The organism is Hydrogenophaga luteola (assembly GCF_042648585.1).
GTDB lineage: Bacteria > Pseudomonadota > Gammaproteobacteria > Burkholderiales > Burkholderiaceae_C > Hydrogenophaga > Hydrogenophaga luteola.
This window is the reverse complement of the sequence record NZ_JBHRXX010000010.1, coordinates 365,353-388,960: the sequence shown is the minus strand read 5'-3', so window position 1 is coordinate 388,960 and position 23,608 is coordinate 365,353. Positions and strand designations below refer to the sequence as shown.

General features: G+C 61.3%; 24 protein-coding genes and 2 tRNA genes. 10 read left to right on the top strand and 16 right to left on the bottom strand.

Annotated features, from left to right (window positions below; translation table 11 throughout):
- Positions 1–9 precede the first annotated feature (9 nt).
- Both ACFOPI_RS23765 and ACFOPI_RS23760 read right to left on the bottom strand, forming a co-directional pair.
- Positions 10–639 (bottom strand): lytic transglycosylase domain-containing protein, encoded by a 630-nt coding sequence (locus ACFOPI_RS23765; protein ID WP_382179745.1) that lies wholly within the window; start codon positions 637–639, stop codon positions 10–12.
- A gap of 5 nt (positions 640–644) precedes the next feature.
- Positions 645–2,390: a proline--tRNA ligase gene (locus tag ACFOPI_RS23760; protein ID WP_382179742.1), complete on the bottom strand. Its 1,746-nt coding sequence runs from the start codon at positions 2,388–2,390 to the stop codon at positions 645–647.
- 175 nt (positions 2,391–2,565) lie between these two features.
- Between ACFOPI_RS23760 and ACFOPI_RS23755 the strand changes: the two genes are divergently transcribed.
- Positions 2,566–3,204: an RNA pyrophosphohydrolase gene (locus ACFOPI_RS23755; protein ID WP_382179739.1), complete on the top strand. Its 639-nt coding sequence runs from the start codon at positions 2,566–2,568 to the stop codon at positions 3,202–3,204.
- A 37-nt stretch (positions 3,205–3,241) separates the two neighbouring features.
- Here the strand turns inward: ACFOPI_RS23755 and proB are convergent, their stop codons facing one another.
- From proB to rplU, 4 genes are all read right to left on the bottom strand, one after another.
- A complete protein-coding gene (gene proB / locus ACFOPI_RS23750) occupies positions 3,242–4,417 on the bottom strand; it encodes a glutamate 5-kinase (protein ID WP_382179736.1) in 1,176 nt (391 codons plus the stop codon).
- 18 nt (positions 4,418–4,435) lie between these two features.
- Positions 4,436–5,512 (bottom strand): Obg family GTPase CgtA, encoded by a 1,077-nt coding sequence (cgtA, locus tag ACFOPI_RS23745; protein ID WP_382179733.1) that lies wholly within the window; start codon positions 5,510–5,512, stop codon positions 4,436–4,438.
- Positions 5,513–5,610: 98 nt separating this feature from the next.
- Complete coding sequence (gene rpmA, locus ACFOPI_RS23740; RefSeq protein WP_066152967.1) at positions 5,611–5,868, bottom strand: 50S ribosomal protein L27; 258 nt, start codon at positions 5,866–5,868, stop codon at positions 5,611–5,613.
- Between the two features lie 13 nt (positions 5,869–5,881).
- Positions 5,882–6,193 carry a 50S ribosomal protein L21 gene (gene rplU, locus ACFOPI_RS23735; protein WP_066257794.1) on the bottom strand — a complete coding sequence of 104 codons (312 nt, stop codon included), beginning with the start codon at positions 6,191–6,193 and terminating at the stop codon, positions 5,882–5,884.
- A gap of 281 nt (positions 6,194–6,474) precedes the next feature.
- On the opposite strand from rplU, the gene ACFOPI_RS23730 reads away from it, so the two are divergent.
- The 8 genes from ACFOPI_RS23730 to ACFOPI_RS23695 all read left to right on the top strand — a co-directional run bounded on the left by ACFOPI_RS23730 (position 6,475) and on the right by ACFOPI_RS23695 (position 13,111).
- On the top strand, positions 6,475–7,404 hold the full coding sequence (locus tag ACFOPI_RS23730; RefSeq protein ID WP_382179730.1) for a polyprenyl synthetase family protein: 930 nt from the start codon (positions 6,475–6,477) through the stop codon (positions 7,402–7,404).
- A 47-nt stretch (positions 7,405–7,451) separates the two neighbouring features.
- Positions 7,452–7,528: transfer RNA gene (locus tag ACFOPI_RS23725), tRNA-Pro, on the top strand.
- Positions 7,529–7,679: 151 nt separating this feature from the next.
- Positions 7,680–9,416: a type IV-A pilus assembly ATPase PilB gene (pilB, locus tag ACFOPI_RS23720; RefSeq protein WP_382179727.1), complete on the top strand. Its 1,737-nt coding sequence runs from the start codon at positions 7,680–7,682 to the stop codon at positions 9,414–9,416.
- 31 nt (positions 9,417–9,447) lie between these two features.
- Positions 9,448–10,665 carry a type II secretion system F family protein gene (locus ACFOPI_RS23715; RefSeq protein WP_382179724.1) on the top strand — a complete coding sequence of 406 codons (1,218 nt, stop codon included), beginning with the start codon at positions 9,448–9,450 and terminating at the stop codon, positions 10,663–10,665.
- A 5-nt stretch (positions 10,666–10,670) separates the two neighbouring features.
- A complete protein-coding gene (locus ACFOPI_RS23710; protein ID WP_382179721.1) occupies positions 10,671–11,513 on the top strand; it encodes a prepilin peptidase in 843 nt (280 codons plus the stop codon).
- Between the two features lie 14 nt (positions 11,514–11,527).
- A complete protein-coding gene (coaE, locus tag ACFOPI_RS23705) occupies positions 11,528–12,118 on the top strand; it encodes a dephospho-CoA kinase (protein WP_382179719.1) in 591 nt (196 codons plus the stop codon).
- A gap of 40 nt (positions 12,119–12,158) precedes the next feature.
- Positions 12,159–12,914: a cell division protein ZapD gene (gene zapD / locus ACFOPI_RS23700; RefSeq protein WP_382179716.1), complete on the top strand. Its 756-nt coding sequence runs from the start codon at positions 12,159–12,161 to the stop codon at positions 12,912–12,914.
- 8 nt (positions 12,915–12,922) lie between these two features.
- Complete coding sequence (locus tag ACFOPI_RS23695) at positions 12,923–13,111, top strand: DNA gyrase inhibitor YacG (RefSeq protein ID WP_382179714.1); 189 nt, start codon at positions 12,923–12,925, stop codon at positions 13,109–13,111.
- 6 nt (positions 13,112–13,117) lie between these two features.
- Here the strand turns inward: ACFOPI_RS23695 and ACFOPI_RS23690 are convergent, their stop codons facing one another.
- From ACFOPI_RS23690 to ACFOPI_RS23670, 5 genes are all read right to left on the bottom strand, one after another.
- The gene (locus ACFOPI_RS23690) at positions 13,118–13,591 is read right to left on the bottom strand and encodes an NUDIX domain-containing protein (RefSeq protein WP_382179712.1); all 474 of its coding nucleotides are present in this window, start codon (positions 13,589–13,591) and stop codon (positions 13,118–13,120) included.
- Positions 13,588–14,466, bottom strand: coding sequence for an ATP-binding protein (locus ACFOPI_RS23685; RefSeq protein ID WP_382179709.1), 879 nt, complete (start codon positions 14,464–14,466; stop codon positions 13,588–13,590). The genes ACFOPI_RS23690 and ACFOPI_RS23685 overlap by 4 nt, the downstream gene beginning before the upstream one ends.
- A 16-nt stretch (positions 14,467–14,482) precedes the next feature.
- Positions 14,483–15,730: a bifunctional glutamate N-acetyltransferase/amino-acid acetyltransferase ArgJ gene (gene argJ / locus ACFOPI_RS23680; RefSeq protein WP_382179706.1), complete on the bottom strand. Its 1,248-nt coding sequence runs from the start codon at positions 15,728–15,730 to the stop codon at positions 14,483–14,485.
- A 26-nt stretch (positions 15,731–15,756) separates the two neighbouring features.
- A complete protein-coding gene (secA, locus tag ACFOPI_RS23675) occupies positions 15,757–18,501 on the bottom strand; it encodes a preprotein translocase subunit SecA (protein WP_382179703.1) in 2,745 nt (914 codons plus the stop codon).
- Between the two features lie 161 nt (positions 18,502–18,662).
- Complete coding sequence (locus ACFOPI_RS23670) at positions 18,663–19,613, bottom strand: M23 family metallopeptidase (RefSeq protein WP_066257815.1); 951 nt, start codon at positions 19,611–19,613, stop codon at positions 18,663–18,665.
- 51 nt (positions 19,614–19,664) lie between these two features.
- Between ACFOPI_RS23670 and ACFOPI_RS23665 the strand changes: the two genes are divergently transcribed.
- Positions 19,665–19,985 carry a DciA family protein gene (locus tag ACFOPI_RS23665; RefSeq protein ID WP_382179700.1) on the top strand — a complete coding sequence of 107 codons (321 nt, stop codon included), beginning with the start codon at positions 19,665–19,667 and terminating at the stop codon, positions 19,983–19,985.
- Between the two features lie 10 nt (positions 19,986–19,995).
- Here the strand turns inward: ACFOPI_RS23665 and ACFOPI_RS23660 are convergent.
- The 5 genes from ACFOPI_RS23660 to ACFOPI_RS23640 all read right to left on the bottom strand — a co-directional run bounded on the left by ACFOPI_RS23660 (position 19,996) and on the right by ACFOPI_RS23640 (position 23,580).
- Positions 19,996–20,071, bottom strand: a tRNA-Thr gene (locus ACFOPI_RS23660).
- A gap of 13 nt (positions 20,072–20,084) precedes the next feature.
- Positions 20,085–20,600 carry a ClpXP protease specificity-enhancing factor gene (locus ACFOPI_RS23655; protein ID WP_382179697.1) on the bottom strand — a complete coding sequence of 172 codons (516 nt, stop codon included), beginning with the start codon at positions 20,598–20,600 and terminating at the stop codon, positions 20,085–20,087.
- 35 nt (positions 20,601–20,635) lie between these two features.
- Positions 20,636–21,247 carry a glutathione S-transferase N-terminal domain-containing protein gene (locus ACFOPI_RS23650; RefSeq protein WP_066152914.1) on the bottom strand — a complete coding sequence of 204 codons (612 nt, stop codon included), beginning with the start codon at positions 21,245–21,247 and terminating at the stop codon, positions 20,636–20,638.
- 117 nt (positions 21,248–21,364) lie between these two features.
- Entirely contained in the window at positions 21,365–22,120 is a 756-nt protein-coding gene (locus ACFOPI_RS23645; protein ID WP_382179694.1) for a cytochrome c1, read from the bottom strand.
- Positions 22,121–22,143: 23 nt separating this feature from the next.
- Positions 22,144–23,580 carry a cytochrome b gene (locus ACFOPI_RS23640; protein WP_382179692.1) on the bottom strand — a complete coding sequence of 479 codons (1,437 nt, stop codon included), beginning with the start codon at positions 23,578–23,580 and terminating at the stop codon, positions 22,144–22,146.
- Between the last annotated feature and the right edge of the window lie 28 nt (positions 23,581–23,608).

The window sequence follows — 23,608 nt, the reverse complement described above, 5'->3', positions numbered from 1 at the left end:
CCCCGGCATTCAGGCGGCCGGAGGCACCCAGTTGCGCGCCGCCGAGTACACCGCATTGGGGTACTCGGCTCGGCCCCGGCTGCCGTTGTAGCGCCCCAGCGCCATGAAGGTGTCGCCGCGCTCGCGGTCCAGGTAGTGGCGCAGGATCACGCAGCCAAAGCGGATGTTGGTCTGCATGTGGAACAGCTTGCCAGGGTCACCGTCGCCGATCAGGCGCGACCAGAACGGCATGATCTGCATGTAGCCCCGGGCACCCACACGGGAAATCGCGAACTTGCGGAACGCGCTCTCAACCTGGATCAGCCCCATCACCATGGTCGTGTCCAGCCCGGCGCGGCGGGTCTCATACCACACGGTCTGAAGGAATTCGATGCGGGTCTGGAAATCCGGCTTGCGCTTCTTGAGACGCTCGCTCATCGCGCTCATCCAGCGCAGGTAGGCCAGCCGCTTCTCAGTATCGGTGAACTCGGGCACCGGCGGCGCGCTGTTGGCGATGGCCGAACTGAGCGCCGTGCGCACCGAATCGGCCAGCGGCTCTTCCAACTGCCCGCCCGCATGCACCAGTCCTGTGCCCAGCCAGCCGACCGAGCCCAGTGCGGCAGCGCGCAGCAGGCACTGGCGGCGGCTCAAATCGTCCATGGCGCTCACGCGCTCAACCGGCCCTTCACAAAAGCGAGGGCCTCGGTGGCCGGCACCTTGGTCGCGGCAGCGTCGCGCCGGTGCTGATACTCGACCATGCCTTCCTTGAGGCCGCGGTCGCCGATCGTCACGCGGTGCGGCACGCCGATCAGCTCCCAGTCAGCAAACATGGCGCCCGGGCGCTCGCCCCGGTCGTCGATGATCACGTCCACGCCCGCGGCCAGCAGTCCTGCATATAGTTCATCGGCAGCGGCCTTCACGGCCTCGCTGCGGTCCGCGCCGACCGGACAGACCACCACCGTGAACGGCGCGATGGCGTCGGGCCAGACGATGCCGCGCTCGTCGTGGTTCTGCTCGATCGCTGCCGCCGGCAGGCGCGTGATGCCGATGCCGTAACAACCCATCTCGAAGTGCTTGGGCTTGCCGTCAGTGTCCAGGAAAGTCGCGTTCATGGCCTTGCTGTACTTGGTGCCGAGGTAGAACACGTGGCCCACCTCGATGCCGCGCTCGATGGCCAGCGGACCCTTGCCGTCCGGCGACGGATCGCCCTCAACCACGTTGCGCAGGTCGGCCACCAGGTCCGGCTCGGGCAGATCGCGGCCCCAGTTCACGCCCGTGGTGTGGAAATCCGGCTCGTTGGAGCCGCAGATCCAGTCGGCCATCACCGCCACCTCGCGATCGGCCACGATCTTCAGCGGCTTCTTCAGACCGACCGGCCCCAGGTATCCAGGCTTGCAGCCGAAGTGCGCGTCGATCTCGGGAATGCTGGCAAAACGGAATCCCTTGTCCAGACCCGGCACCTTGCCGACCTTGACCTCGTTCATGTCGTGATCGCCACGCAGCAGCAACAGCCAGACCTGGCTCTTGACCACTTCGCCGGCCTCATTGAGTTCGTCGGTGGCCAGCACCAGCGACTTGATCGTGGTGGCCAGCGGTACGCCCAGGTACTCCGCCACATCGGCGCAGGTGCTCTTGCCGGGCGTGGGCGTCTTGACCATAGGGTTGGCAGGCGCGGGCCGCGGGCCGGCGGGTGCCAAAGCCTCGGCCTTTTCCATGTTGGCCGCGTAGTCGCTGGCCGGGCAGTAGACGATGGCGTCCTCGCCGGTGGCCGCGATCACCTGGAACTCTTCGCTCAGATCGCCACCGATGGCGCCGCTGTCGGCCGCCACCGCGCGGTACTTCAGGCCAAAGCGATCGAAGATACGGCGGTAGGCAGCGGCCATGACTTGGTAGCTGGCCTTGGCGCCAGCCTCGTCGCGGTCGAAGGAGTAGGCGTCCTTCATGATGAACTCGCGCCCGCGCATCAGACCAAAGCGCGGCCGGCGCTCGTCGCGGAACTTGGTCTGGATCTGGTACAGGTTCTTGGGCAGCTGCTTGTAGCTGCGCAGTTCCTGACGCGCCACGTCGGTCACCACCTCCTCGCTGGTCGGCTGGATGACGTAGTCGCGCTCATGTCGGTCCTGAATGCGCAACAGCTCCGGCCCCATCTTCTCGAAACGGCCGGTCTCCTGCCAGAGCTCGGCCGGCTGCACCACGGGCATGGTCATCTCGACCGCGCCGGCCCGGTTCATCTCCTCGCGCACGATGGCTTCCACCTTCTGGATCACGCGCAACCCCATGGGCATGTAGTTATAGATGCCGGCGCCGAGCTTGCGAATCATGCCGGCACGGGTCATGAGCTGGTGGCTCACCACCTCGGCATCGGCGGGGGCTTCTTTCAGGGTGGTGATGAGGAACTGGGAAGCTTTCATGAGCGAACCACCACGAGGGTGGAAAAGACTTGGTGGCAGGTCGGAATGAGGCTGGAGAACAGCGGCTCCGTCGGTCGGTGTTTACCCGGCGTTGGGCCGATGCCGCATCGCATTTGGTACGCAATTTGTCATGCGCGATGCATAATCCAGACAGTTCAAAAATTTGGGGTTGATTATGCTTGACAGAGAAGGCTTCAGGCCCAATGTCGGCATCATTCTGCTCAACCAGCGAAATCAGGTGTTCTGGGGCAAGCGCATCCGCTCCCACTCCTGGCAGTTTCCGCAGGGCGGCATCGACCGGGGTGAAACCCCCGAGCAAGCCATGTACCGGGAGCTGCACGAAGAGGTGGGGCTCAAGCCCGAACATGTCTGCATCGTCGCCCGCACGCGGGACTGGTTGCGCTACGAAGTGCCAGACCGGTTCATCCGCAGGGATGCCCGCGGTCACTACAAAGGTCAGAAACAGATCTGGTACCTGCTGCGCCTCGTAGCGCAGGACTGGAACCTGAACCTGCGTGCAACCGATCATCCCGAGTTTGATGCCTGGCGCTGGCACGACTACTGGGTACCGCTGGATGTGGTGGTCGAGTTCAAGCGCGGCGTGTACGAAATGGCGCTGACCGAACTGGCGCGTTACCTGCCCAAGAACGACCACCGCAACCGCTACCTGCGCTCGGGCGGCAGGCCGCAGCGATCAGCCTCGGAACAGGTCCCGCACGCCATGCCTCGGCTGTGCCCTGGCGGAATGGAGCTACCCCCGGGCGCCAGCTTCGATCCCGACCCCCAGGCCCAGCCTCGTCCAAGCCTGGACTGACTGGACCCACTACCTGGGGCGAGTCCCCTGCTCAGGTTCAGGTGCGTGTAAGCACCAGGTTGTCGCGGTGGATCATCTCGGGCTCCGCGGCATAGCCCAGCAGGCGTTCAAAATCCGCCGACGATCTGCGGCAGATCAGACGTGCCTCTGGGCTGGCGTAGTTCGCAAGACCACGCGCGATCTCCAGTCCGTCTGCCCCCCGCACCGCGATCACGTCGCCACGCGAGAACTCCCCCTCGACGGCTGTCATGCCGATGGGCAGCAGGCTCTTGCCTTCGCCCACGATCTTCTCGACCGCCCCTGCGTCGACCACCACTGCACCACGCATCTGCAAGTGATCGGCCATCCATTGCTTGCGCGCCTGCTGCTTCGCGGTCTGGGCCACCAGACAGGTGCCGATGGCCTCACCCTCGCAAAGCCGCTGTAACACGCGCGGCTCACGCCCCCACGCGATCACGGTGGACGCGCCCGAACCAGCTGCACGCTTGGCTGCCAGTATCTTGGTGATCATTCCTCCCTTGCCAATGCCGGAGCCTGCACCGCCGGCCATCGTCTCCAGTTGGGGATCTCCTGCGCGTGCTACGTGCACGAAGGTCGCTGAAGGATCTCGACGAGGATCGGCCGTGTACAGCCCCTTCTGGTCCGTCAGGATGATCAGCACATCCGCCTCGACCAGATTGGCCACCAAGGCGCCCAGCGTGTCGTTGTCACCGAACTTGATCTCGTCGTTGACAACGGTGTCGTTTTCGTTGATTACAGGAACCACGCCAAGCTGCAGCAAGGTCAGCAGCGTGGAACGCGCATTGAGGTAGCGCTCGCGATCAGCCAGATCGGCGTGCGTCAGCAAAACCTGCGCACTGCCGACGCCACACTCGCGCAGCTTGGTCTCGTACATCTGGACCAGACCCATTTGCCCGACGGCCGCCGCGGCCTGCAGCTCGTTGATTTCTTTCGGACGAATCGTCCAGCCCAGGCGCTTCATGCCCTCAGCCACTGCGCCGCTGCTGACCACGATCAACTCGCGCCCATCTTGGACCAAGGCCGCCAGTTGCTGACTCCAATGGCCAATGGCCGCCTCGTCCAGTCCACGCCCTTCATTCGTGACCAGGCTGGAACCCACCTTGACCACGATGCGTCGCGCAGACTTCACCACAGGAGGAACACCGCCGAGGTCGTTGATCGGAGCGGTCGCAAGGCTTCCCACATCTGCCATGGTCGTATCGGAGTTTCGTCAATCAGGTTGTTGATCACTGCCAGCGAAGCGCGGATCCACCACGGCGGGAGCCTGCGCGTCTTCGTGAACCTTGGCAATGTGTGCATAGATCTTCTGCACCAGCAGCTCGCAGCCTTCGCGGGTGAGCGCCGAAATCTCGAACACCGGCCCCTTGTGCCTGAGTCTCTTGACGATGTCTTTCACCCGGGCCGCCCGATCTTCGGCAGGCACCATGTCCAGCTTGTTGAGCACCAGCCATCGAGGTTTGGCGTACAGCTCCGGATCGAACTTCTTGAGCTCGGCCGCAATGGCCTTGGCCTGCTGGACCGGGTCCACCGCGTCGTCAAAGGGCGCTACGTCCACAAGATGCAGCAATAACCGAGTGCGCTGCAGGTGCCGAAGGAACTGATGCCCCAGTCCCGCGCCTTCCGAGGCGCCCTCAATCAGGCCCGGCACATCGGCCACCACAAAGCTCTTTTCCGGCCCCACGCGCACCACGCCCAAATTGGGGTGTAGCGTGGTGAAAGGGTAGTCCGCTATTTTCGGGCGCGCATTGGAAATGGCCGCAATCAATGTCGACTTGCCCGCGTTGGGCATGCCCAGCAAACCGACATCCGCCAACACTTTGAGCTCCAGTTTCAGCGTGCGCCGCTCACCCGGCCAACCGGGCGTCTTCTGCCGCGGGGCACGGTTGGTGGAACTCTTGTAGTGCATGTTGCCAAAACCGCCATCGCCACCCTTGGCGATGGTGATCTGCTCACCTGGCTTGAGCAGCTCGAACAGCACTTCGCCTGTTTCGGCGTCTGAAATGATGGTTCCTACCGGCATCTTGAGGATGATGTCTTCCCCTTTGACGCCGAACATGTCAGATCCCTTGCCGTGCTCGCCCCGCTGCGCCTCGAAACGGCGCGTGTAGCGAAAGTCCACCAGCGTGTTCAGGCTGGCATCCGCAAGCGCATAGACATGGCCGCCACGACCACCGTCCCCACCGTCCGGACCACCGAACTCCTTGTACTTCTCATGCCGGAACGACGCGCAGCCGTTGCCGCCGTCGCCTGCAGCGACATCGATCGTGGCTTCGTCCACAAACTTCATGATCAGCGCTTCCGAAAATCAAACAAAAAAGGCCCGCGAACGGCGGGCCTTTACACAGGATGCTGCCATCCAGCCAGTGGCCCTGGAGGGCCACCGCATCACACCGGCGTGATGCTGACGGTATGGCGATTCAGTGCACCCTTGGTAGCAAAGGTCACATGCCCATCCACAGTCGCGAACAGGGTATGGTCCTTGCCCACACCGACGTTGGTGCCGGGATGGAACTTGGTACCGCGCTGGCGCACGATGATGGAACCGGCACTGACCAGCTCACCACCGAAAGCCTTCACACCGAGCATTTTGGGCTTGGAATCGCGCCCGTTTCGCGTAGAGCCGCCGCCTTTTTTCTGTGCCATTTCAAACCACTCCTCAGGCAGCGATCACAGCGATCTGCAGCTCGGTGAAATTTTGACGGTGACCCTGGCGCTTCTGGTAGTGCTTACGACGACGCATCTTGAAAATGCGCACTTTGTCGTGCCGACCATGAGCCACCACGGTGGCCTTGACTGTTGCGCCGGAGACCAGGGGGGTGCCGACCTTGAGTTCACTGCCATTGCCGACAGCCAGAACTTGGTCGATCACGATTTCCTGGCCCACTTCCGCAGCAATCTGTTCTACTTTAATTTTTTCGCCGGCAGCAACGCGATATTGCTTGCCACCGGTTTTTATGACCGCGTACATAGGAACCTCATGAAGTTGTTGCCAGCAGGGATTTGCCTGGCACTCGGCAGACGGACTTCCGCCGAACCGCAAATTGTAGCACCCTTCCGCCCTCCACAGGAAGTAGCAAGACACATCCCAATCGGGCGCCCCAAAGGCCGAGACACGTACCCGGCCGTCGATCGGGCGCACCTTGACCGGTTCCTATAATCCGCCCACTTCATTCAGCCGAACCGCGGTAGCCGATCTTGACACCAGCAAGCCCTTCCAACGACTCGCCTCTCGACCTGATACGGCTGGACATGCGAGCCGTTGACCTGGTGATCAATGAGCGCCTCACCTCCGAGGTCCCTCTGGTCAAGGAAGTATCCCAATACATCATCTCCGCGGGCGGCAAGCGACTGCGCCCCGCTCTGCTTCTGCTGGTCAGCGGTGCACTGGGGAGCAACCACCCGCACCGCCACACCCTCGCCGCTGTGGTCGAGTTCATCCACACCGCAACCCTTTTGCATGACGACGTGGTTGACGAGTCCACACTGCGAAGAGGTCGCGCCACCGCCAATGAACGATTCGGAAATGCACCCAGCGTACTGGTGGGAGACTTTTTGTACTCCCGCGCATTTCAGATGATGGTAGACGTGAACAACATGCGAGTCATGCAGGTGCTGTCAGATGCCACCAATGTCATTGCTGAGGGAGAAGTGCAGCAGCTGGTGAACATGCACGATCCCTCCCTCGATGAGACAGCCTACCTGCGTGTCATCCGGTCAAAAACCGCCAAGCTGTTTGAAGCCAGTGCCCGACTGGCTCCAATCCTTGCAGGAGCGTCTACCGAGGTGGAAAACGCATGCGCCGTCTACGGCCAGGCATTGGGCACAGCGTTCCAGGTGATTGACGATGTCCTGGACTACGAAGGAGATGCCCAACAGCTGGGCAAGAACTTGGGCGACGACCTGCGCGAAGGAAAAGTGACGCTTCCCATCATCTGCGCGCTCAAAAAGGCATCACCCGAACAGCAGCAACTCCTAAAGACCGCCATCGTTGAAGGCGACGTGGAACACATGGACGCCATCCTGAACATCATTCGCGAAACGGGCGCTCTTGAGGCAGCACGATCAAGCGCCATGACCGAGGCCCGGCGAGCCATGGAAGCAGTTCAAACGCTTCCGGAGAACCCGCACCGTTCGGCTTTGCTACAATTGGCGGCTGACTTGTTGGAGCGACGCTCCTGACAGACAAAAACGGCGCAGATCGGCTCTTGCCAGATCGAGCGCTTCGGCGGGGTGTAGCTTAGCCTGGTAGAGCGCTACGTTCGGGACGTAGAGGCCGGAGGTTCGAATCCTCTCACCCCGACCAACTTTTTGTCTGCCTGCACCGGTTTCCACCGGCCTCGTGGGCACCAATCGACACCTTCATACAACGTGCGGCCTATGCGCAGGTACGATTTCGACACAGTTTGGGTGAATTGTGTCTTCCAAGTCATTGATTTACGATAGATTACGCGGTTATGGCATCTGTCGAAACAGCCCCTCAAGATACGCCCTCCATGGCTCTGCCCGGACTGGGTAGGGCGCTGGTGAGCGCAGGAAAGCTGGGACAAAAGGCAGCCGAAGACCTGTACAAGAAGGCTCAAAGTGGGCGCACCAGCTTCATTGCAGAACTGACAGGCTCCGGGGCCGTTTCCGCCTCTGATCTCGCTCACACAATGTCCACGGCGTTCGCAGCGCCTTTGCTGGATCTTGATGCGATCGACCTTCAGAGGCTGCCCAAGGGTCTGCTCGACCCCAAGATCTGTAGCGACTACCGCATTGTTGTCCTCAGCAAACGCAACAACCGTTTGATGGTGGCTACGGCCGACCCGGCCGATCAACAAGCTGCAGAGAAAATCAAGTTTGCAACCCAGCTCGGCGTGGACTGGGTCATCGCCGAGTACGACAAGCTCAGCAAGCTCGTCGAAACACAGTCAACCACCGCCAATGAGGCGATGGACCAGATTGTCGGCGGCGAGTTCGAGTTCGACGAGTTTGCAGCCGAAGCTGTCACCACCGAATCCGACAAGACCACATCGTCGGAAGTCGATGATGCGCCAGTAGTCAAGTTCTTGCACAAGATGTTGCTGGACGCGTTCAACATGCGTGCGTCGGACCTCCACTTCGAGCCATACGAGCACAACTACCGGGTGCGTTTTCGCATCGACGGGGAATTGCGCGAAATCGCGTCGCCGCCGGTTGCGATCAAGGACAAGCTTGCTTCCCGCATCAAGGTGATTTCCAGAATGGACATCTCCGAGAAGCGGGTTCCCCAGGACGGTCGCATGAAGCTCAAGGTGGGGCCCGAGCGGGTGATCGACTTTCGTGTCAGCACCTTGCCGACGCTGTTCGGTGAGAAGATCGTGATCCGTATCCTCGATCCCAGCAGTGCAAAAGTGGGCATTGATGCCCTCGGGTACGAGCCGGAAGAAAAGGAACGTCTGCTCAGCGCGATCTCACGCCCGTACGGGATGGTGCTCGTCACGGGACCGACAGGTTCGGGCAAGACCGTTTCGCTGTATACCTGCTTGAATTTGCTGAACAAGCCAGGCATCAATATTTCCACCGCGGAAGACCCGTCGGAAATCAACCTGCCCGGGGTCAACCAGGTCAACGTCAACGAAAAGGCGGGCTTGACCTTTGCCGCCGCGCTCAAGGCGTTCCTCCGGCAAGATCCGGATGTCATCATGGTGGGTGAAATCCGAGATCTGGAGACTGCGGACATCTCGATCAAGGCTGCCCAGACAGGCCATATGGTTCTGTCGACGCTGCACACCAACGACGCACCCACCACACTCACGCGCATGATGAACATGGGCATTCCCACGTTCAACATCGCTTCCAGCGTGATCCTCATCACCGCGCAACGACTGGCGAGGCGCTTGTGTCCCAATTGCAAAGCGCCACTGGATGTGCCCCGCAAAGCCTTGCTGGATGCAGGCTACAAGGCAGAAGAACTGGACGGAAGCTGGACACCGTATAAGCCGGTGGGCTGCTCGTCCTGCAACAACGGCTACAAGGGCCGAGTCGGCATCTATCAGGTGATGCCCATTTCGGAGGAAATCCAGCGGATCATCCTCAAGGGGGGTAGCGCGCTGGACATTGCCCAGCAGGCATCGCGCGAAGGGGTCAGGACCTTGCGCGAGTCCGGGCTCCTCAAGGTCAAGCAGGGTGTGACATCACTGGACGAAGTGCTCAGCGTCACGAACGAATAAATCGCCATCCGGACCGGGAAACGAGGAACACATGGCTACCGCAGCAACAAAAGGCACCCAGGATTTCGTGTTCGAGTGGGAGGGGAAGGATCGCAACGGCAAAGCGGTTCGAGGTGAGACACGGGCCGCTGGAGAAAACCAGGTGTTGGCCGCAATGCGCCGCCAGGGCATCGTGGTCACCAAGGTCAAGAAGCGCCGGATGCGCTCGGGCAAGCGGATCAAGCCGAAGGACATCGCCATCTTCACCCGCCAGTTGGCAACCATGATGAAAGCAGGCGTCCCCCTCCTGCAGGCATTTGACATCGTCGGGCGTGGCAACCCAAACCCCAGCCTCTCCAAGCTGCTCAACGACATCCGGTCCGACGTGGAAACCGGTACGTCCCTCAGCGCGGCCTTCCGTAAGTACCCGCTGTATTTCGACAGTCTGTACTGCAACCTCGTCGAGGCAGGCGAAGCGGCCGGTATTTTGGAAGAGTTGCTGGACCGCCTGGCCACTTACATGGAAAAAACGGAGGCGCTGAAGTCGAAGATCAAGTCTGCCCTCATGTACCCGGTCGCGGTGATCATTGTGGCGTTCGTGGTGGTGGCGGTGATCATGATCTTCGTGATACCGTCCTTCAAGCAGGTGTTCACCTCGTTCGGTGCTGACCTTCCAGGCCCTACCCTATTCGTGATTGCGATGAGCGAGTTTTTCACCAAATACTGGTGGCTCATCTTCGGAGGCATCTTCGGCGTCTCGTACTTCTTCATGCAGGCGTGGAAGCGCAATGAAAAAGTGCAGATGTTCATGGACCGCCTGCTGCTGAAGGTGCCTATCTTCGGGGTACTGGTGGAAAAGTCGGTGATCGCACGCTGGACCCGCACGCTGTCCACCATGTTTGCGGCCGGCGTACCGTTGGTCGAAGCACTGGACTCCGTCGGCGGAGCATCGGGCAACTCGGTGTTTTCCAAAGCCACCGAACGCATCCAGCAGGAAGTGTCGACCGGCACCAGCCTGACCAACGCCATGACCAATGCCAACATCTTTCCTTCCATGGTGCTGCAAATGTGTGCCATCGGCGAAGAGTCCGGCTCCATCGACCACATGCTGGGCAAGGCCGCTGACTTCTACGAAGCCGAAGTGGACGACATGGTTGCGGGGCTGTCCAGCCTGATGGAGCCCATCATCATCGTGGTGCTCGGTACGGTGATCGGTGGCATCGTGGTATCGATGTACCTGCCAATCTTCAAGCTGGGCCAGGTCGTTTGATCAGCATGGTCAACCTGCTGGACGCTGCACTGCTGGGCGTTCTGGGCCTGATGGTCGGCAGCTTCCTCAATGTGGTCATCCACCGACTGCCCAAGATGATGGAGTTGCGGTGGGCCGCCGAATGTGCGGAACTGCAAGGTACTGCAGACAAGTCCGATGCCGCAGCTCCCTACAATCTCATGGTGCCCCGCTCTGCTTGTCCGCATTGCGGGCATCAGATCCGCTGGTTCGAGAACGTACCCGTGATCAGCTATGTGGCTCTAGGAGGCAAATGTGCCGGCTGCAAGACCTCCATCAGCGCCCGCTACCCTGCGGTAGAACTCGTGACCGGCACTCTGTTCGCCTGGTGCGGCTGGACCTGGGGCCTTGGATGGGAGTCGTTGGCTTGGAGCGGATTCGCTGCAAGTCTGGTAGCACTGACCTGCATCGACTGGGACACCACGCTGCTGCCCGATGACATTACGTTGCCGCTGCTGTGGGCGGGTCTGTGTACGTCGGCGCTGGGGTTCACTGGCGTGCCACTGCCCGACTCGCTGTGGGGTGCGGCCGGCGGCTACCTGTCGCTGTGGCTGGTGTATTGGGGGTTCAAGCTGGCGACGGGCAAGGAAGGCATGGGCTACGGCGATTTCAAGCTCTTTGCCGCGCTGGGGGCATGGTTCGGCTGGCAAGCGTTGGTGCCGATCATCCTCATGGCATCGGTCCTCGGTGCCGTCGTCGGCATTGGCATCAAGGTGTTCTCCCAGCTGCGAGAAGGGGGTTATGTGCCGTTCGGCCCCTTCCTGGCCCTGGCTGGACTGACCTCGCTGTTCTTCGGGCCCCGCGCCATTCTGGCCGTGATCGGCCTCTGACATCCCCTTCAGCCATGCACCGCGTGGGCCTGACAGGAGGTATCGGCAGCGGAAAGAGCACCGTGGCCAACGTGTTGCAAGAGTGCGGGGCCACCGTTCTGGACGCAGATCACATCTCGCGCATGTGCACCCAGGCAGGCGGAGCAGCCATGCCGGACATTCGGCACCACTTCGGCGATGCATTCGTCGCAGAGGATGGGTCCATGGACCGCGACAGGATGCGGACGCACGTGTTTGCAAACCCGCAAGCCAAGCAGCTGCTGGAGTCCATCATCCACCCAAGGGTCCATGAAGAACTGGAGCGATTGGTGCAAACAAGCCGTGCTGATTGCGTGGTGTTTGATGTCCCACTGCTCGTCGAATCGGGCCGCTGGCGTTCTCGTCTCGACACCGTACTCGTGGTGGACTGTGCTTACGAAACCCAGATCGCCCGGGTCATGGCGCGCAATGGCTGGCCCCGCCATCAGGTCGAGACCGTCATCGCCCAGCAGAGCCCACGCGCCCAACGGCTGGTCAGTGCTGACGGCGTGCTCTGGAACGATGGAATCGATTTGCCAACGCTGCAAGCCTTGGTCCTGGGAATGGCCCGCCGGTTGGGACTATGATGAACAGGCCCATGACTGAACCTCTGCGCCCTTTGACGCTGTGATCCTGTACGAATATCCCTTCAACGAGCGCGTCCGGACGTACCTCCGGCTGGAGCATCTGTTCACCCGCCTGTCCGAGCTGGTGACTCGCACAGACGCGCTGGATCACCACTTCGCCATCCAGACCATCTTCGAGATCATGGACGTGGCCTCCCGCGCGGACATGAAGTCAGACGTCCTCAAAGACATTGACCGGCACCGCATCCAGCTCAACGGCTACCGCGGCAACCCGGCCATCTCCGAAAGGGTGCTCGACGAAGTCATTGGTCAGCTGGATGCCAGTTTTTCAGAACTCAGCGGTGCGACCGGCAAGACCGGCCAGTCCCTAACCGACAACGACTGGCTGATGGCCATTCGAAGCCGAATCGGCATTCCGGGCGGTACCTGCGAGTTTGACTTGCCGGGCTACTTTCACTGGCAGCACCAATCAGCGCCGCTGCGCCAAGCCGACCTTCAGCGCTGGGTGCAACCCCTGGCTCCGCTGGCTGAAGCCATCATGTTGCTGCTGAAGATGATGCGGGACTCCGGGTCCCCTCACAAAGTGGTGGCTCCTGGCGGCCAGTTTCAGCAAAACCTTCCCCAAGGCCGTACCTACCAGTTGCTGCGCCTTGCCATCGATCCGCGCCTTGGGCTGATCCCGGAGATCAGTGGCAACCGCCTGATGCTGTCGGTCCGCTTGCTGCGCCTGGGAGAGGATGAACGCCTGCATCCTGCCGGGGAGGATGCGTCCTTCGAGCTCACGCTCTGCTCCTGAACGCCTTCATGAGCCAGGTGCCCAAACAGGTGACATGCCCGACCTGCGGAGGTCCGAGCCTGTATGCCCCCACCAACCGCTACCGACCTTTTTGCAGCGAACGCTGCAAGCAGATGGATCTGGGCGCATGGGCCAGCGAACAGTTCAAAGTGCCTGAGCAGGCGTCCGACCGCCAGCCGGGTTTCGAAGAACACTGAGTCGATTCAACAGGGAGAAGGAGCCGCGCCCGCCTCTTCTTCTGCCAACCAGGCAAGCACCGGCACCGTCCCTGGCAACACGGGCTCGCAGCTCACCGGCAATCGCTCCCAGCAATGGTTCTGCCCTTCATGCATGTGCAGGGCGCCGGACCAGTCGTACACCTTGCAGAAGTTCAGGCGAACCAATGCATGGGGATAGTCGACCAGCGAATGCCTCCAGACCACGGCCGAACCGATGGTGACTCCGATCTCCTCCTGCAACTCACGCCGCAAGGCCTGCTCCACGCTTTCACCAGTCTCCAGCTTGCCACCAGGAAACTCCCAGTACCCGGCGTAAACCTTGCCAGGCGGTCTGGAGGTGAGGAGGTAGCGGCCCTGAGCGTCGACAAGAATGCCGACCGCCACCTCGGTGACGGGGCGCTGTACACCGTCCGTAGTGCCACCACCATCGACCACCAACACCAGGGGGGTCTGGCTCATGACTGCGAACGGTGGGACCCCGCGTAGTCGCGGGCGAACTGGTATGCCACGCGCCCGCTGCGCGAACCCCGTTCGAGTGCCCAGACCAAGGCCTGGGGTCTGGCTGCTTCGATCTCGGGAGGCGGGACGCCAAACGAGGCCAGCCACTGGGCCACGATGGTCAGGTATTCGTCCTGGCTGAATGGGTAGAAGCTGACCCAGAGCCCGAATCGCTCGGAGAGGGAAATCTTTTCTTCCACCACTTCGCCAGGATGCACCTCGCCATCGGCGGTGTGGGTGTACGTGAGGTTTTCCTTCATGTATTCCGGCAGCAGGTGCCGCCGGTTGCTGGTGGCGCAGATCAGGACGTTCTGCCCCACCGCCGACACCGAGCCATCGAGGATGGACTTGAGGGCCTTGTACCCCGCCTCGCCGTCCTCGAAACTCAGGTCATCGCAGAACACCAGGAAGCGCTCGGGCCTGTCGGCCACCACATCCACGATATCGGGCAGGTCCACCAGATCGGCCTTGTCCACCTCGATCAGCCTCAAGCCCTGGGGCGCGTATTCGTTCAGGCAGGCCTTGATCAGGGACGACTTGCCGGTACCACGCGCACCCGTCAACAACACGTTGTTGGCAGGCAAACCTCGCACGAACTGCTCGGTGTTGCGCTGGATCTTTTCCTTCTGCCCGTCAATTTCCCGCAAGTCGGCCAAGCGCATCTGAGCCACCTGGCGCACCGGCTCAAGGACACCATGACCACTGCTGCGCTTGCGATAGCGGAATGCGATAGACGCGTTCCAGTCGGGAGCGCCCAACGACTGGGGCAACACCGACTCGATGCGGGAGATCAGCTGTTCTGCTCTTTGCAGGAGCCGTTCGAATTGCTCGTTCATGCCCAGCGGCCTTGGCTCACGACCGGTAGTCGGCGTTGATGGTCACGTAGTCGTGGCTGAAGTCGCAGGTCCAGACCGTCTCGGTGGCGCTTCCGCGCCCCAGCCCGATGCGCACCAGGATTTCGGCAGCCTTCATGACGCGCTGCCCGTCCTCTTCGCGGTAGTCGGGGTTGCGGCCTCCGGCCTTGACGACATGCACATCCCCCAGATGCAACTCAATCTTGGACGCATCGAGGTCGGTGATGCCGGCGTACCCAACAGCCGCAAGAATACGGCCCAGGTTGGGGTCGCTGGCAAAAAAAGCGGTCTTGACCAGCGGCGAGTGGGCCACGGCGTAGGCCGCCTTCAGGCATTCGTCGCTGTTGGCCCCACCTTCCACCCGCACTGTGATGAACTTGGTCGCGCCTTCGCCGTCGCGCACGATGGCGTGGGCCAGGAACTGGGCCACTTCGGTCATGGCCACCAGCAGGGACTGGCCGTCAGCGCTGGCAAGATCGGTCACGACCGGATTGCCGGCCTTGCCCGTGGCCACCACCACAAAGGAGTCGTTGGTCGAGGTGTCACCGTCGACCGTGACGCGGTTGAAGGAACCGTCGGCCAGCCGCTTGGCCAACGCTGACATCAGCGCGGGCGCCACCGCCGCATCGGTAGCCACATAGCCCAGCATGGTCGCCATATTGGGGCGGATCATGCCAGCCCCTTTGGCGATGCCACTCACGGTCACGGTCTTGCCCCCCACCACTGCCTGGCGGCTGATCGCCTTGGGAAGCGTGTCGGTGGTCATGATGCCCTCGGCCGCCTTGAGCCATTGCGCACCAGTGGCACCGGCGGCGCTGCCCGCGTCGGACAGGGCGGCAGGCAATCCGACGAGCAGGCGTTCCAGTGGCAGAGGCTCCATGATCACGCCGGTCGAAAACGGCAGCACCTGCTCATGCTGCACACCCAAGGCCAGCGCCAGCGCATTCGCGGTCTGCCGTGCATTCTGCAAACCCGGCTCACCTGTACCGGCGTTGGCGTTGCCCGTGTTGATCACCATGGCCCGGATGCCCTGGCCCGCGGCGAGGTGGTCTCGGCACACTTGCACAGGCGCAGCCGCGTAGCGGTTTTGCGTGAACACGGCCCCGACGACACTGCCTTCATCCAACAGGAAAACGGTCAGGTCCTTGCGATTCGCCTTGCGAATGCCAGCTTCGGCCACGCCGATGCGAACACCCGCAACGGGCAACAGGTCCTGGGCTTGGGGGGCGATGTAGTTCACAGCCATGGCGTCAGATTCCGGTCAAAAGGGCATCAGGTCAGCGCGCCATGGCAGTGTTTGTACTTCTTGCCACTGCCACAGGGGCAGAGATCGTTGCGCCCCACACGCGGCATCTCGGTCACCGCAGTCGCAGGGTCGACGACGCTCTGTGCTTCACCGGTTTCGGTCGGCGCGGTATAGGTCACGTTGGCAATCTGTTCGGCGCTGGCTTCCATCTGCTCGGTGGCTTCGGAGATCTGCTCAGCCGACTGCACGCGCACATTCATCAGAACGCGGGTCACGTCGTTCTTCACACTGTCGAGCAACTGCCCGAACAGCTGGAAGGCCTCGCGCTTGTACTCCTGCTTGGGCTGCTTCTGGGCGTAGCCTCGCAAGTGAATGCCCTGCCTCAGGTAGTCGAGTGCGGACAGGTGATCTCTCCACTGGCTGTCGATGGTCTGCAGCAGCACCATGCGCTCGAACTGCGTGAAGTTCTCATCTCCGACCAGCGCCACCTTGTCCTCAAACACCTGCTTGGCAGCCTTCTGAACACGCTCGACGATGTCGTCGACTTCGACCGACTCGGACTCCGACACCCAGCTGGCGACCGGCAGATCCACCGACCACTCCTCGCGCAGCACACGCTCAAGGCCGGGCAGATCCCATTGCTCCTCCACGCTGCCTTCGGGCACGAACTGGTGCACCAGGTCCGTCATGCAGCCCTCGCGCAGCGCGTCGATCTGGGCCCGCAAGCTCTGAGCATCCAGGATGTCGTTGCGCTGCTGGTAGATCACCTTGCGCTGGTCGTTGGACACATCGTCGTATTCCAGCAGCTGCTTGCGGATATCGAAGTTTCGGGCCTCGACCTTGCGCTGGGCACTCTCGATGCTGCGCGTGACGATGCCGGCCTCGATGGCCTCGCCCTCCGGCATCTTCAGCCGGTCCATGATCGCTCGCACCTTTTCGCCGGCGAAGATCCGCATCAGCGAGTCGTCCAGGCTCAGGTAGAAACGGGACGAACCCGGGTCGCCTTGGCGGCCAGAGCGGCCGCGCAACTGGTTGTCAATGCGGCGGCTTTCATGGCGTTCGGTCGCGATGATGCGCAGGCCGCCAAGCGACTTCACCTTTTCGTGATCCGACTGCCACTGATCACGAAGCGCCTGCACGCGCTTCGACTTGCTGGCCTCGTCCAGCGACTCGTCGGCCTCAACCGCAGCGACCATCTTCTCCAGGTTTCCACCGAGCACGATGTCGGTGCCGCGGCCCGCCATGTTGGTGGCAATGGTGATGGCGCCCGGGCGCCCCGCCTGCACGATGATGTCCGCTTCGCGGGCGTGTTGCTTGGCATTGAGCACCTCGTGCGGCAGCTTTTCAGCGGTCAGCAGACCGGAGATGATTTCCGAGTTTTCGATCGAGGACGTACCCACCAGCACTGGCTGCCCACGCTCGTGGCACTCGCGGATGTCCTGGATTGCCGCAACGTACTTCTCCTTAGTCGTCTTGTACACGCGGTCGAGCTGGTCGATGCGCTGGCTGGGTCGGTTGGGCGGGATCACCACGGTCTCCAGACCGTAGATTTCCTGGAATTCGTAGGCCTCCGTGTCAGCTGTACCGGTCATGCCCGACAGCTTGCCGTACAGACGGAAGTAGTTCTGGAACGTGATCGATGCCAGCGTCTGGTTCTCGGGCTGGATCGCGACGCCTTCCTTGGCCTCCACCGCCTGGTGCAGGCCATCGCTCCAGCGGCGACCGGACATCAGCCGGCCGGTGAATTCGTCCACGATGACGATCTCACCGTTCTGCACCACATAGTGCTGGTCGCGGTGGTAGAGGTGATGAGCCTTGAGCGACGTCACCAAGTGGTGCATCAAAGCAATGTTGGCCGGGTCGTACAGCGAAGCGCCCTCTGGCAACAGACCCGCCTGGCTGAGCAGGCGCTCGGCATTTTCGTGCCCCTGCTCGGTCATGTGGATGGAGTGCGCTTTCTCGTCCACCGTGAAGTCCCCTGGCTTGATCACGCCCTCGCCGGTGCGGGGGTCTGCCTCGCCTTCCTGGCGGGTCAGGTGCGGCACTAGTTGCTTGATGGCGGTATAGACCGGCGTCTGATCCTCAGCCTGACCACTGATGATCAGCGGCGTCCGGGCTTCGTCGATCAGGATCGAGTCCACCTCGTCGACGATTGCAAAGTTCAGTCCTCGTTGCACGCGGTCCTTGGCCTCGTGCACCATGTTGTCACGCAAGTAGTCGAAGCCGTACTCGTTGTTGGTGCCGTAGGTGATGTCGGCACCGTAAGCCGCTTGCTTGTCCTCACGCGGGGCCTGGGGCAGGTTGATACCGACCGACAGCCCAAGGAAGTTGTAAAGCCGACCCATCCACTGGGCATCGCGACTCGCCAGGTAATCGTTCACGGTCACGACGTGGACGCCTTTGCCCGACAGCGCATTGAGGTAGACCGGCAGCGTGGCAGTCAGTGTCTTGCCTTCACCGGTGCGCATCTCGGCAATCTTGCCGGAATGCAGCGCAATGCCACCGACCAGTTGCACATCGAAGTGGCGCATCTTCATCACGCGCTTGCTGGCCTCGCGCACCACAGCAAATGCCTCGGGAAGGATCGCATCCAGGGTGGCTCCGTCGGCCAAGCGGCGCTTGAAGACCTCCGTCTGCGCCTTCAACTCATCGTCGCTGAGCTTCTCGAATTGCGGCTCCAGGCTGTTGATGCGTTCCACCGTTTTGCGGTAGGTCTTGAGCAGACGGTCGTTGCGACTACCGAACAGTTTGGTGAGGAAATTTGTGGCCATAGGTGCGGACCGGCAACGGGCATTCAAATGCCAGGCAGGCGAAATGATCGAACAACTCCTGCCAGCCGGATCGGCTTGCACGGGCACGCGAAAGGTGCCGGCAAACGCTGCTGTTTCAAGAGCAAAGCTGCAATTTTACCCGGCGGTTTCGATGATCCCGATCAGGGCCTCCGCGGGTTGCCTGGGACCAGCTGGGCCGCCGCGAGCGTCTCTCCTGCGGCCAGGAACCGGGAGGGGTCCTGCGGTACACCCGACACCCACACCTCGAAGTGCAGATGTGGACCCGTCGACCGACCAGTGGAGCCCACCTCGGCAATGACCTGACCACGCTTGACGATGTCCCCCTTCTTGACCAGCACCCGTGAAGCATGGGCGTAACGGGTGATCAGGTCGTTGCCATGATCCACTTCGACCATGTTGCCGTAGGCAGGATGCACATCCTGAACCACCACCACGCCACCAGCGGCTGCCAAGATGGGCGTTCCGGTGTCTGCGGGAAAATCCAGGCCCGTGTGCAGCGCTGAACGACCAGTGATGGGATCAATGCGAAACCCAAACGGAGAGCCGATGCGGCCACCCGCCACCGGCTCTTCCGTCGGAACAAGCGTGCGCTGTATCTTCTGGTCGAACAGTCGCGACTCGATAACGGTGAGCCAGTCCACACCAGCGCCACTGACCCTGTCCAGCTGGTTCATGGCAGACATCAGCTCGGGCAGGGTGATGTCCCGCCCGGACACCAAAGCCCCCCCCGATCCCGGCTGCACCTTGAACTCTTCAGGCTTGAGCCCTGCGAGTCCGGCCACGCGCTCCCCCAGCGACTCGATCTGGAGCATGCGGGCCTGCATTTCGCCGAGCTTGCGCGCCATGGCGTCCAGGTTCTCTCGCATGTACAGCTCTTTGGAGTCGACATCGCCCTGAGTCACCAGACGAGCCACCGACTCGAAGCCAGGCCACCCCTGACGCACTCCTTGCAGGAACACCCAGTGGTATGCGGCCACAGAACCCAGCATGACCACTACCGACAACAGAATGCCGGAAAGGGCCAGCTTGAGACCGCTCAGATGGAGCGCCTGGCTCTTGGCCAGCCAAGCATCCGTGATAATGATGTGCACTGTCAGACCACCTCTTTCAACGGCAGCAAAGCGTTGCTAAGCCTGCTAAGCATGACCACCGCCTCCCGGTACAACAGACGCGTGTTCAGCCTCGAACAGGCTGTTGGCGAAGAGCCCACATTGGCACTTCTGCAAGAGCGCATTCGCGCATCCCGGAATTGCCTGGAAGCGGTCACGGCACTGATACCAGCGCCGCTGCGGTCACAGGTTCAACCTGGCCCATTGGAGAACGGTGAGTGGTGCGTGCTGGTCAGCAGCGCCGCCGCGTCAACCAAACTTCGCCAACTCCTGCCGTCCATTCGGCAGCGACTGGCGCAAAACGGCATGGAGATTAACTCCATTCGCCTGAAAATCCAAACACCAAGGCGGTGAGATCTTCGGATGGTGCCGCTTGTCTGACTCGAACAGACGACCTATCGCTTACAAGGCGAGTGCTCTACCAACTGAGCTAAAGCGGCTTGGGTGAAAATTCTACTTGACGCGCTTGAGCTGGGGTCGACCACCACTGCGACCAGACCCATCCGGCGGGGGCTCCGCGCCGCCCTCTTCAGACCCAGCAGGCACCGGTACCGACCGGAGGGAAGACACGCGGTCAGCCGCTGCCTGCTCACCAGACTCCGGCGTCATCTGCACAGGATCCGCTGTAACCGTATGCAGTCCGTCTGGCGGAGGAAACGCCATGCCCTGCCCATTCTCTCGCGCATAAATCGCAATCACATGAGTCGTTGGCACGACCACATCCCGAGGGACGCCACCGAACCGCGCCTTGAACTCGATGAACTCATTGCCCAGGCGCAAACCATTGGTCGCATCAAAGCTCACGTTGAGCACGATCTCGCTGTTGCGGACGTACTCCATAGGCACGTTCACCGACCCATCCACACGCACAGCGATATGGGGCGCATATCCGTTGTCTGTGCACCATTCGTGCAAGGCACGTATGAGGTAGGGCCGGGTGGACGTTGGTTCCATGTCGTCACGAATCATCGCTGAGGGCTCGCATCAAGTGAGGCGAAACCTCATCACTTGCGCATGACCTTCTCGGATGGCGTCAGTGCCTCTATATAGGCAGGACGAGAAAAAATCCGCTCGGCGTATTTCAGCAGCGGCGCAGCGTTCTTGCTCAACTCGATGCCATAGAAATCCAGGCGCCAGAGCAGTGGAGCGATCGCCACATCCAGCATGGAGAAGTTGTCACCCAGCATGAACTTGTTCTTGAGAAACACCGGCGCGAGCTGGGTCAGGCGGTCACGGATATGGGCGCGGGCCTTTTCCAGGGCCTTTTCGTTGCCTTTGCTGCTGCGCGACTCGAGCACGGACACGTGCGTGAAAAGTTCCTTCTCGAAGTTCAGCAGAAACAGCCGAACACGGGCGCGGTCCACCGGGTCTCCGGGCATCAGCTGGGGATGCGGGAAACGCTCATCGATGTACTCATTGATGATGTTCGACTCATACAAAATCAGGTCACGCTCCACCAGGATCGGCACCTGACCATACGGATTCATGACACTGATATCTTCTGGCTTGTTGTAGAGGTCCACATCGCGAATCTCGAAGTCCATGCCCTTTTCGAACAAGACAAAGCGGCAGCGGTGGGAATAGGGGCAGGTGGTGCCCGAGTACAAGACCATCATGAGGGAGTCTCCTAAGACAAAACAGTGGTTTGCTTGGCCGCGCACCCGCGGAACCGCAAACCACTGCAAATTTCATGGGTGACCCCGATACGGCATCGGGGCCCCAGCATGTTCGATTTACTTGACGTCTTTCCAGAACGAAGCGTTCAGTCGCCAAGCAACGATGGTAAATGCCGCCAGGAACAGAAGCACCCAGACGCCGATGCGCACCCGGCTGTTCTGTGCTGGCTCGGCCATCCACTGCAGGTAGGCCACCAGGTCACCAACATTTTGATCGTACTGCTCTTGCGACATGGTACCGGCCTTGCCGGGCTCCCAGCTCTTGAACAGCTCAACTTGCTGACCGTGGCTTTCGTGTTTTTCGAAAACCGGCTTGCGCTCACCTTGCAGCTCCCACAGAGGATGCGGCATTCCGATGTTGGGGAAGACCAGGTTGTTCCAGCCCGTGGGCTTGGTCTCATCACGGTAGTAGCTGCGCAGAAGGGTGTAGATGTAGTCGGCACCTGAGCCAGCACCGCTGGAGCGCGAGCGCGCCACCAGAGTCAGGTCGGGCGGATTGGCACCGAACCAAGCCTTGGCCTGCTTGGGATCGATGGCCGCCTTCATGGTGTCACCGATCTTGTCGGTCGTGAAAGTCAGGTTTTCTGCAATCTGCTTATCGGTCAGGCCGATATCGCGCAGACGGTTGTAACGCATGAACGAAGCCGAATGGCAGCTCAGGCAATAGTTGACGAACAGCTTGGCACCGTTTTGCAACGCCGCCATGTCGTTGGTGCGGGCCGGCGCCTTGTCCAGCGGAAAGCCGGAGCCGGCGGCCATGGCGCCCCCACTCAGACCGAGGGCCAGCATCAGGCCCAGAAGCATCTTTTTCATGTTGGTGATTCTCCGGATCGCACTCAGTGGGGCTTGAAGGTGACACGGCTGGGCACTTGCTTGAACTCGCCCAGGCGGCTCCACCACGGCATCAGAAGGAAGAAGCCGAAATAGAACAGCGTGCCAACCTGAGAAACGCGCTCACCCACGGGGGACGGGGGTTGTACACCCAGATATCCCAGAATGAGGAAGTTGATCACAAAGACGGTGTAGAGCCACTTGTTCCAACTCGGGCGGTAACGGATCGACTTCACCGGGCTGTTGTCCAGCCAAGGCAGGAAGAACAGGATGATCACGGCACCACCCATGGTCACCACGCCCCAGAACTTGGCATCGATGGCCAGCATCAGCACCACGGTCACCGCCGCGGCACCGAGCACCGCCACCTTGAACATCGCTGCGAGCTTGGACTTGAACACAGCAAACAGGGCTGCAGCCAGCACACACGCGATCAGGGCATACATCATCTCACTGGTGATGGCGCGCAGCATTGAGTAGAACGGCGTGAAGTACCAGACAGGTGCAATGTGCAGCGGGGTAACCAGGGGGTCTGCGGGAATGAAGTTGTTGAACTCCAGGAAGTACCCACCGAACTCTGGCGCGAAGAACACGATGGCCGAGAACACCATCAGGAACATAGACACACCAAAAATGTCGTGCACCGTGTAGTACGGATGGAACGGGACACCGTCGGCCGGTGCAGACACGGACCAGCGGTTACCCTTGGGGCCTGCCTTGATTTCCACGCCGTCGGGGTTGTTGGAACCCACATCGTGCAGCGCCATCAGGTGGGCCACCACCAGACCCAGCAGTACCAGGGGGACGGCGATCACGTGGAAGCTGAAGAAGCGGTTGAGGGTGGCATCACCGACGACGTAGTCGCCACGAATCAGCAGGGCCAGGTCGGGGCCCACAAACGGAATGGCAGAGAACAGGTTCACGATCACCTGCGCGCCCCAGTAGGACATCTGGCCCCATGGCAGCAGGTAACCCATGAAGGCCTCGGCCATCAGCACCAGGAAGATGCCGCAGCCAAACAGCCAGACCAGCTCGCGCGGTTTGCGGTACGAGCCATAGATCAGACCACGGAACATGTGCAGGTACACCACCACAAAGAAGGCGGAAGCCCCCGTGGAGTGCATGTAGCGGATCAGCCAGCCCCATGGCACGTCGCGCATGATGTATTCGACCGAGGCGAAGGCCACCGGCACGCCAGCCGCGTTGAGGTTGGCGTCAGGCTTGTAGTGCATCACCAGGAAGATGCCTGTGACGATCTGGATCACCAGCACGAGCATTGCCAGCGAACCGAAGATGTACCACCAGTTGAAGTTCTTCGGCGCGTAGTACTCGGCCATATCGCGCTTGTAGATGTAGAAGGCCGAGGGAATCCGGTTTTCGAACCAGTTCGTGACCTTCTGGACAACGGGCGCGTCGGGGGAAATTTCTTTGAATTCAGCCATGGATGCCTCTGTGGGGTCGTATTGCCTG

What these genes read in the sequence shown, in the direction of transcription:
- cgtA (WP_382179733.1), bottom strand. Translation starts at nt 5,512, where the DNA reads ATGAAGTTTGTGGACGAAGCCACGATCGATGTCGCTGCAGGCGACGGC.
- argJ (WP_382179706.1), bottom strand. Translation starts at nt 15,730, where the DNA reads ATGGCTGTGAACTACATCGCCCCCCAAGCCCAGGACCTGTTGCCCGTT.
- ACFOPI_RS23755 (WP_382179739.1), top strand. Translation starts at nt 2,566, where the DNA reads ATGCTTGACAGAGAAGGCTTCAGGCCCAATGTCGGCATCATTCTGCTC.
- ACFOPI_RS23665 (WP_382179700.1), top strand. Translation starts at nt 19,665, where the DNA reads ATGACCACCGCCTCCCGGTACAACAGACGCGTGTTCAGCCTCGAACAG.
- ACFOPI_RS23760 (WP_382179742.1), bottom strand. Translation starts at nt 2,390, where the DNA reads ATGAAAGCTTCCCAGTTCCTCATCACCACCCTGAAAGAAGCCCCCGCC.
- pilB (WP_382179727.1), top strand. Translation starts at nt 7,680, where the DNA reads ATGGCATCTGTCGAAACAGCCCCTCAAGATACGCCCTCCATGGCTCTG.
- proB (WP_382179736.1), bottom strand. Translation starts at nt 4,417, where the DNA reads ATGGCAGATGTGGGAAGCCTTGCGACCGCTCCGATCAACGACCTCGGC.
- ACFOPI_RS23695 (WP_382179714.1), top strand. Translation starts at nt 12,923, where the DNA reads ATGAGCCAGGTGCCCAAACAGGTGACATGCCCGACCTGCGGAGGTCCG.
- ACFOPI_RS23685 (WP_382179709.1), bottom strand. Translation starts at nt 14,466, where the DNA reads ATGAACGAGCAATTCGAACGGCTCCTGCAAAGAGCAGAACAGCTGATC.
- rplU (WP_066257794.1), bottom strand. Translation starts at nt 6,193, where the DNA reads ATGTACGCGGTCATAAAAACCGGTGGCAAGCAATATCGCGTTGCTGCC.
- ACFOPI_RS23645 (WP_382179694.1), bottom strand. Translation starts at nt 22,120, where the DNA reads ATGAAAAAGATGCTTCTGGGCCTGATGCTGGCCCTCGGTCTGAGTGGG.
- ACFOPI_RS23710 (WP_382179721.1), top strand. Translation starts at nt 10,671, where the DNA reads ATGGTCAACCTGCTGGACGCTGCACTGCTGGGCGTTCTGGGCCTGATG.
- secA (WP_382179703.1), bottom strand. Translation starts at nt 18,501, where the DNA reads ATGGCCACAAATTTCCTCACCAAACTGTTCGGTAGTCGCAACGACCGT.
- ACFOPI_RS23650 (WP_066152914.1), bottom strand. Translation starts at nt 21,247, where the DNA reads ATGATGGTCTTGTACTCGGGCACCACCTGCCCCTATTCCCACCGCTGC.
- ACFOPI_RS23655 (WP_382179697.1), bottom strand. Translation starts at nt 20,600, where the DNA reads ATGATTCGTGACGACATGGAACCAACGTCCACCCGGCCCTACCTCATA.
- ACFOPI_RS23765 (WP_382179745.1), bottom strand. Translation starts at nt 639, where the DNA reads ATGGACGATTTGAGCCGCCGCCAGTGCCTGCTGCGCGCTGCCGCACTG.
- ACFOPI_RS23690 (WP_382179712.1), bottom strand. Translation starts at nt 13,591, where the DNA reads ATGAGCCAGACCCCCCTGGTGTTGGTGGTCGATGGTGGTGGCACTACG.
- rpmA (WP_066152967.1), bottom strand. Translation starts at nt 5,868, where the DNA reads ATGGCACAGAAAAAAGGCGGCGGCTCTACGCGAAACGGGCGCGATTCC.
- ACFOPI_RS23715 (WP_382179724.1), top strand. Translation starts at nt 9,448, where the DNA reads ATGGCTACCGCAGCAACAAAAGGCACCCAGGATTTCGTGTTCGAGTGG.
- coaE (WP_382179719.1), top strand. Translation starts at nt 11,528, where the DNA reads ATGCACCGCGTGGGCCTGACAGGAGGTATCGGCAGCGGAAAGAGCACC.
- ACFOPI_RS23640 (WP_382179692.1), bottom strand. Translation starts at nt 23,580, where the DNA reads ATGGCTGAATTCAAAGAAATTTCCCCCGACGCGCCCGTTGTCCAGAAG.
- ACFOPI_RS23730 (WP_382179730.1), top strand. Translation starts at nt 6,475, where the DNA reads ATGCGAGCCGTTGACCTGGTGATCAATGAGCGCCTCACCTCCGAGGTC.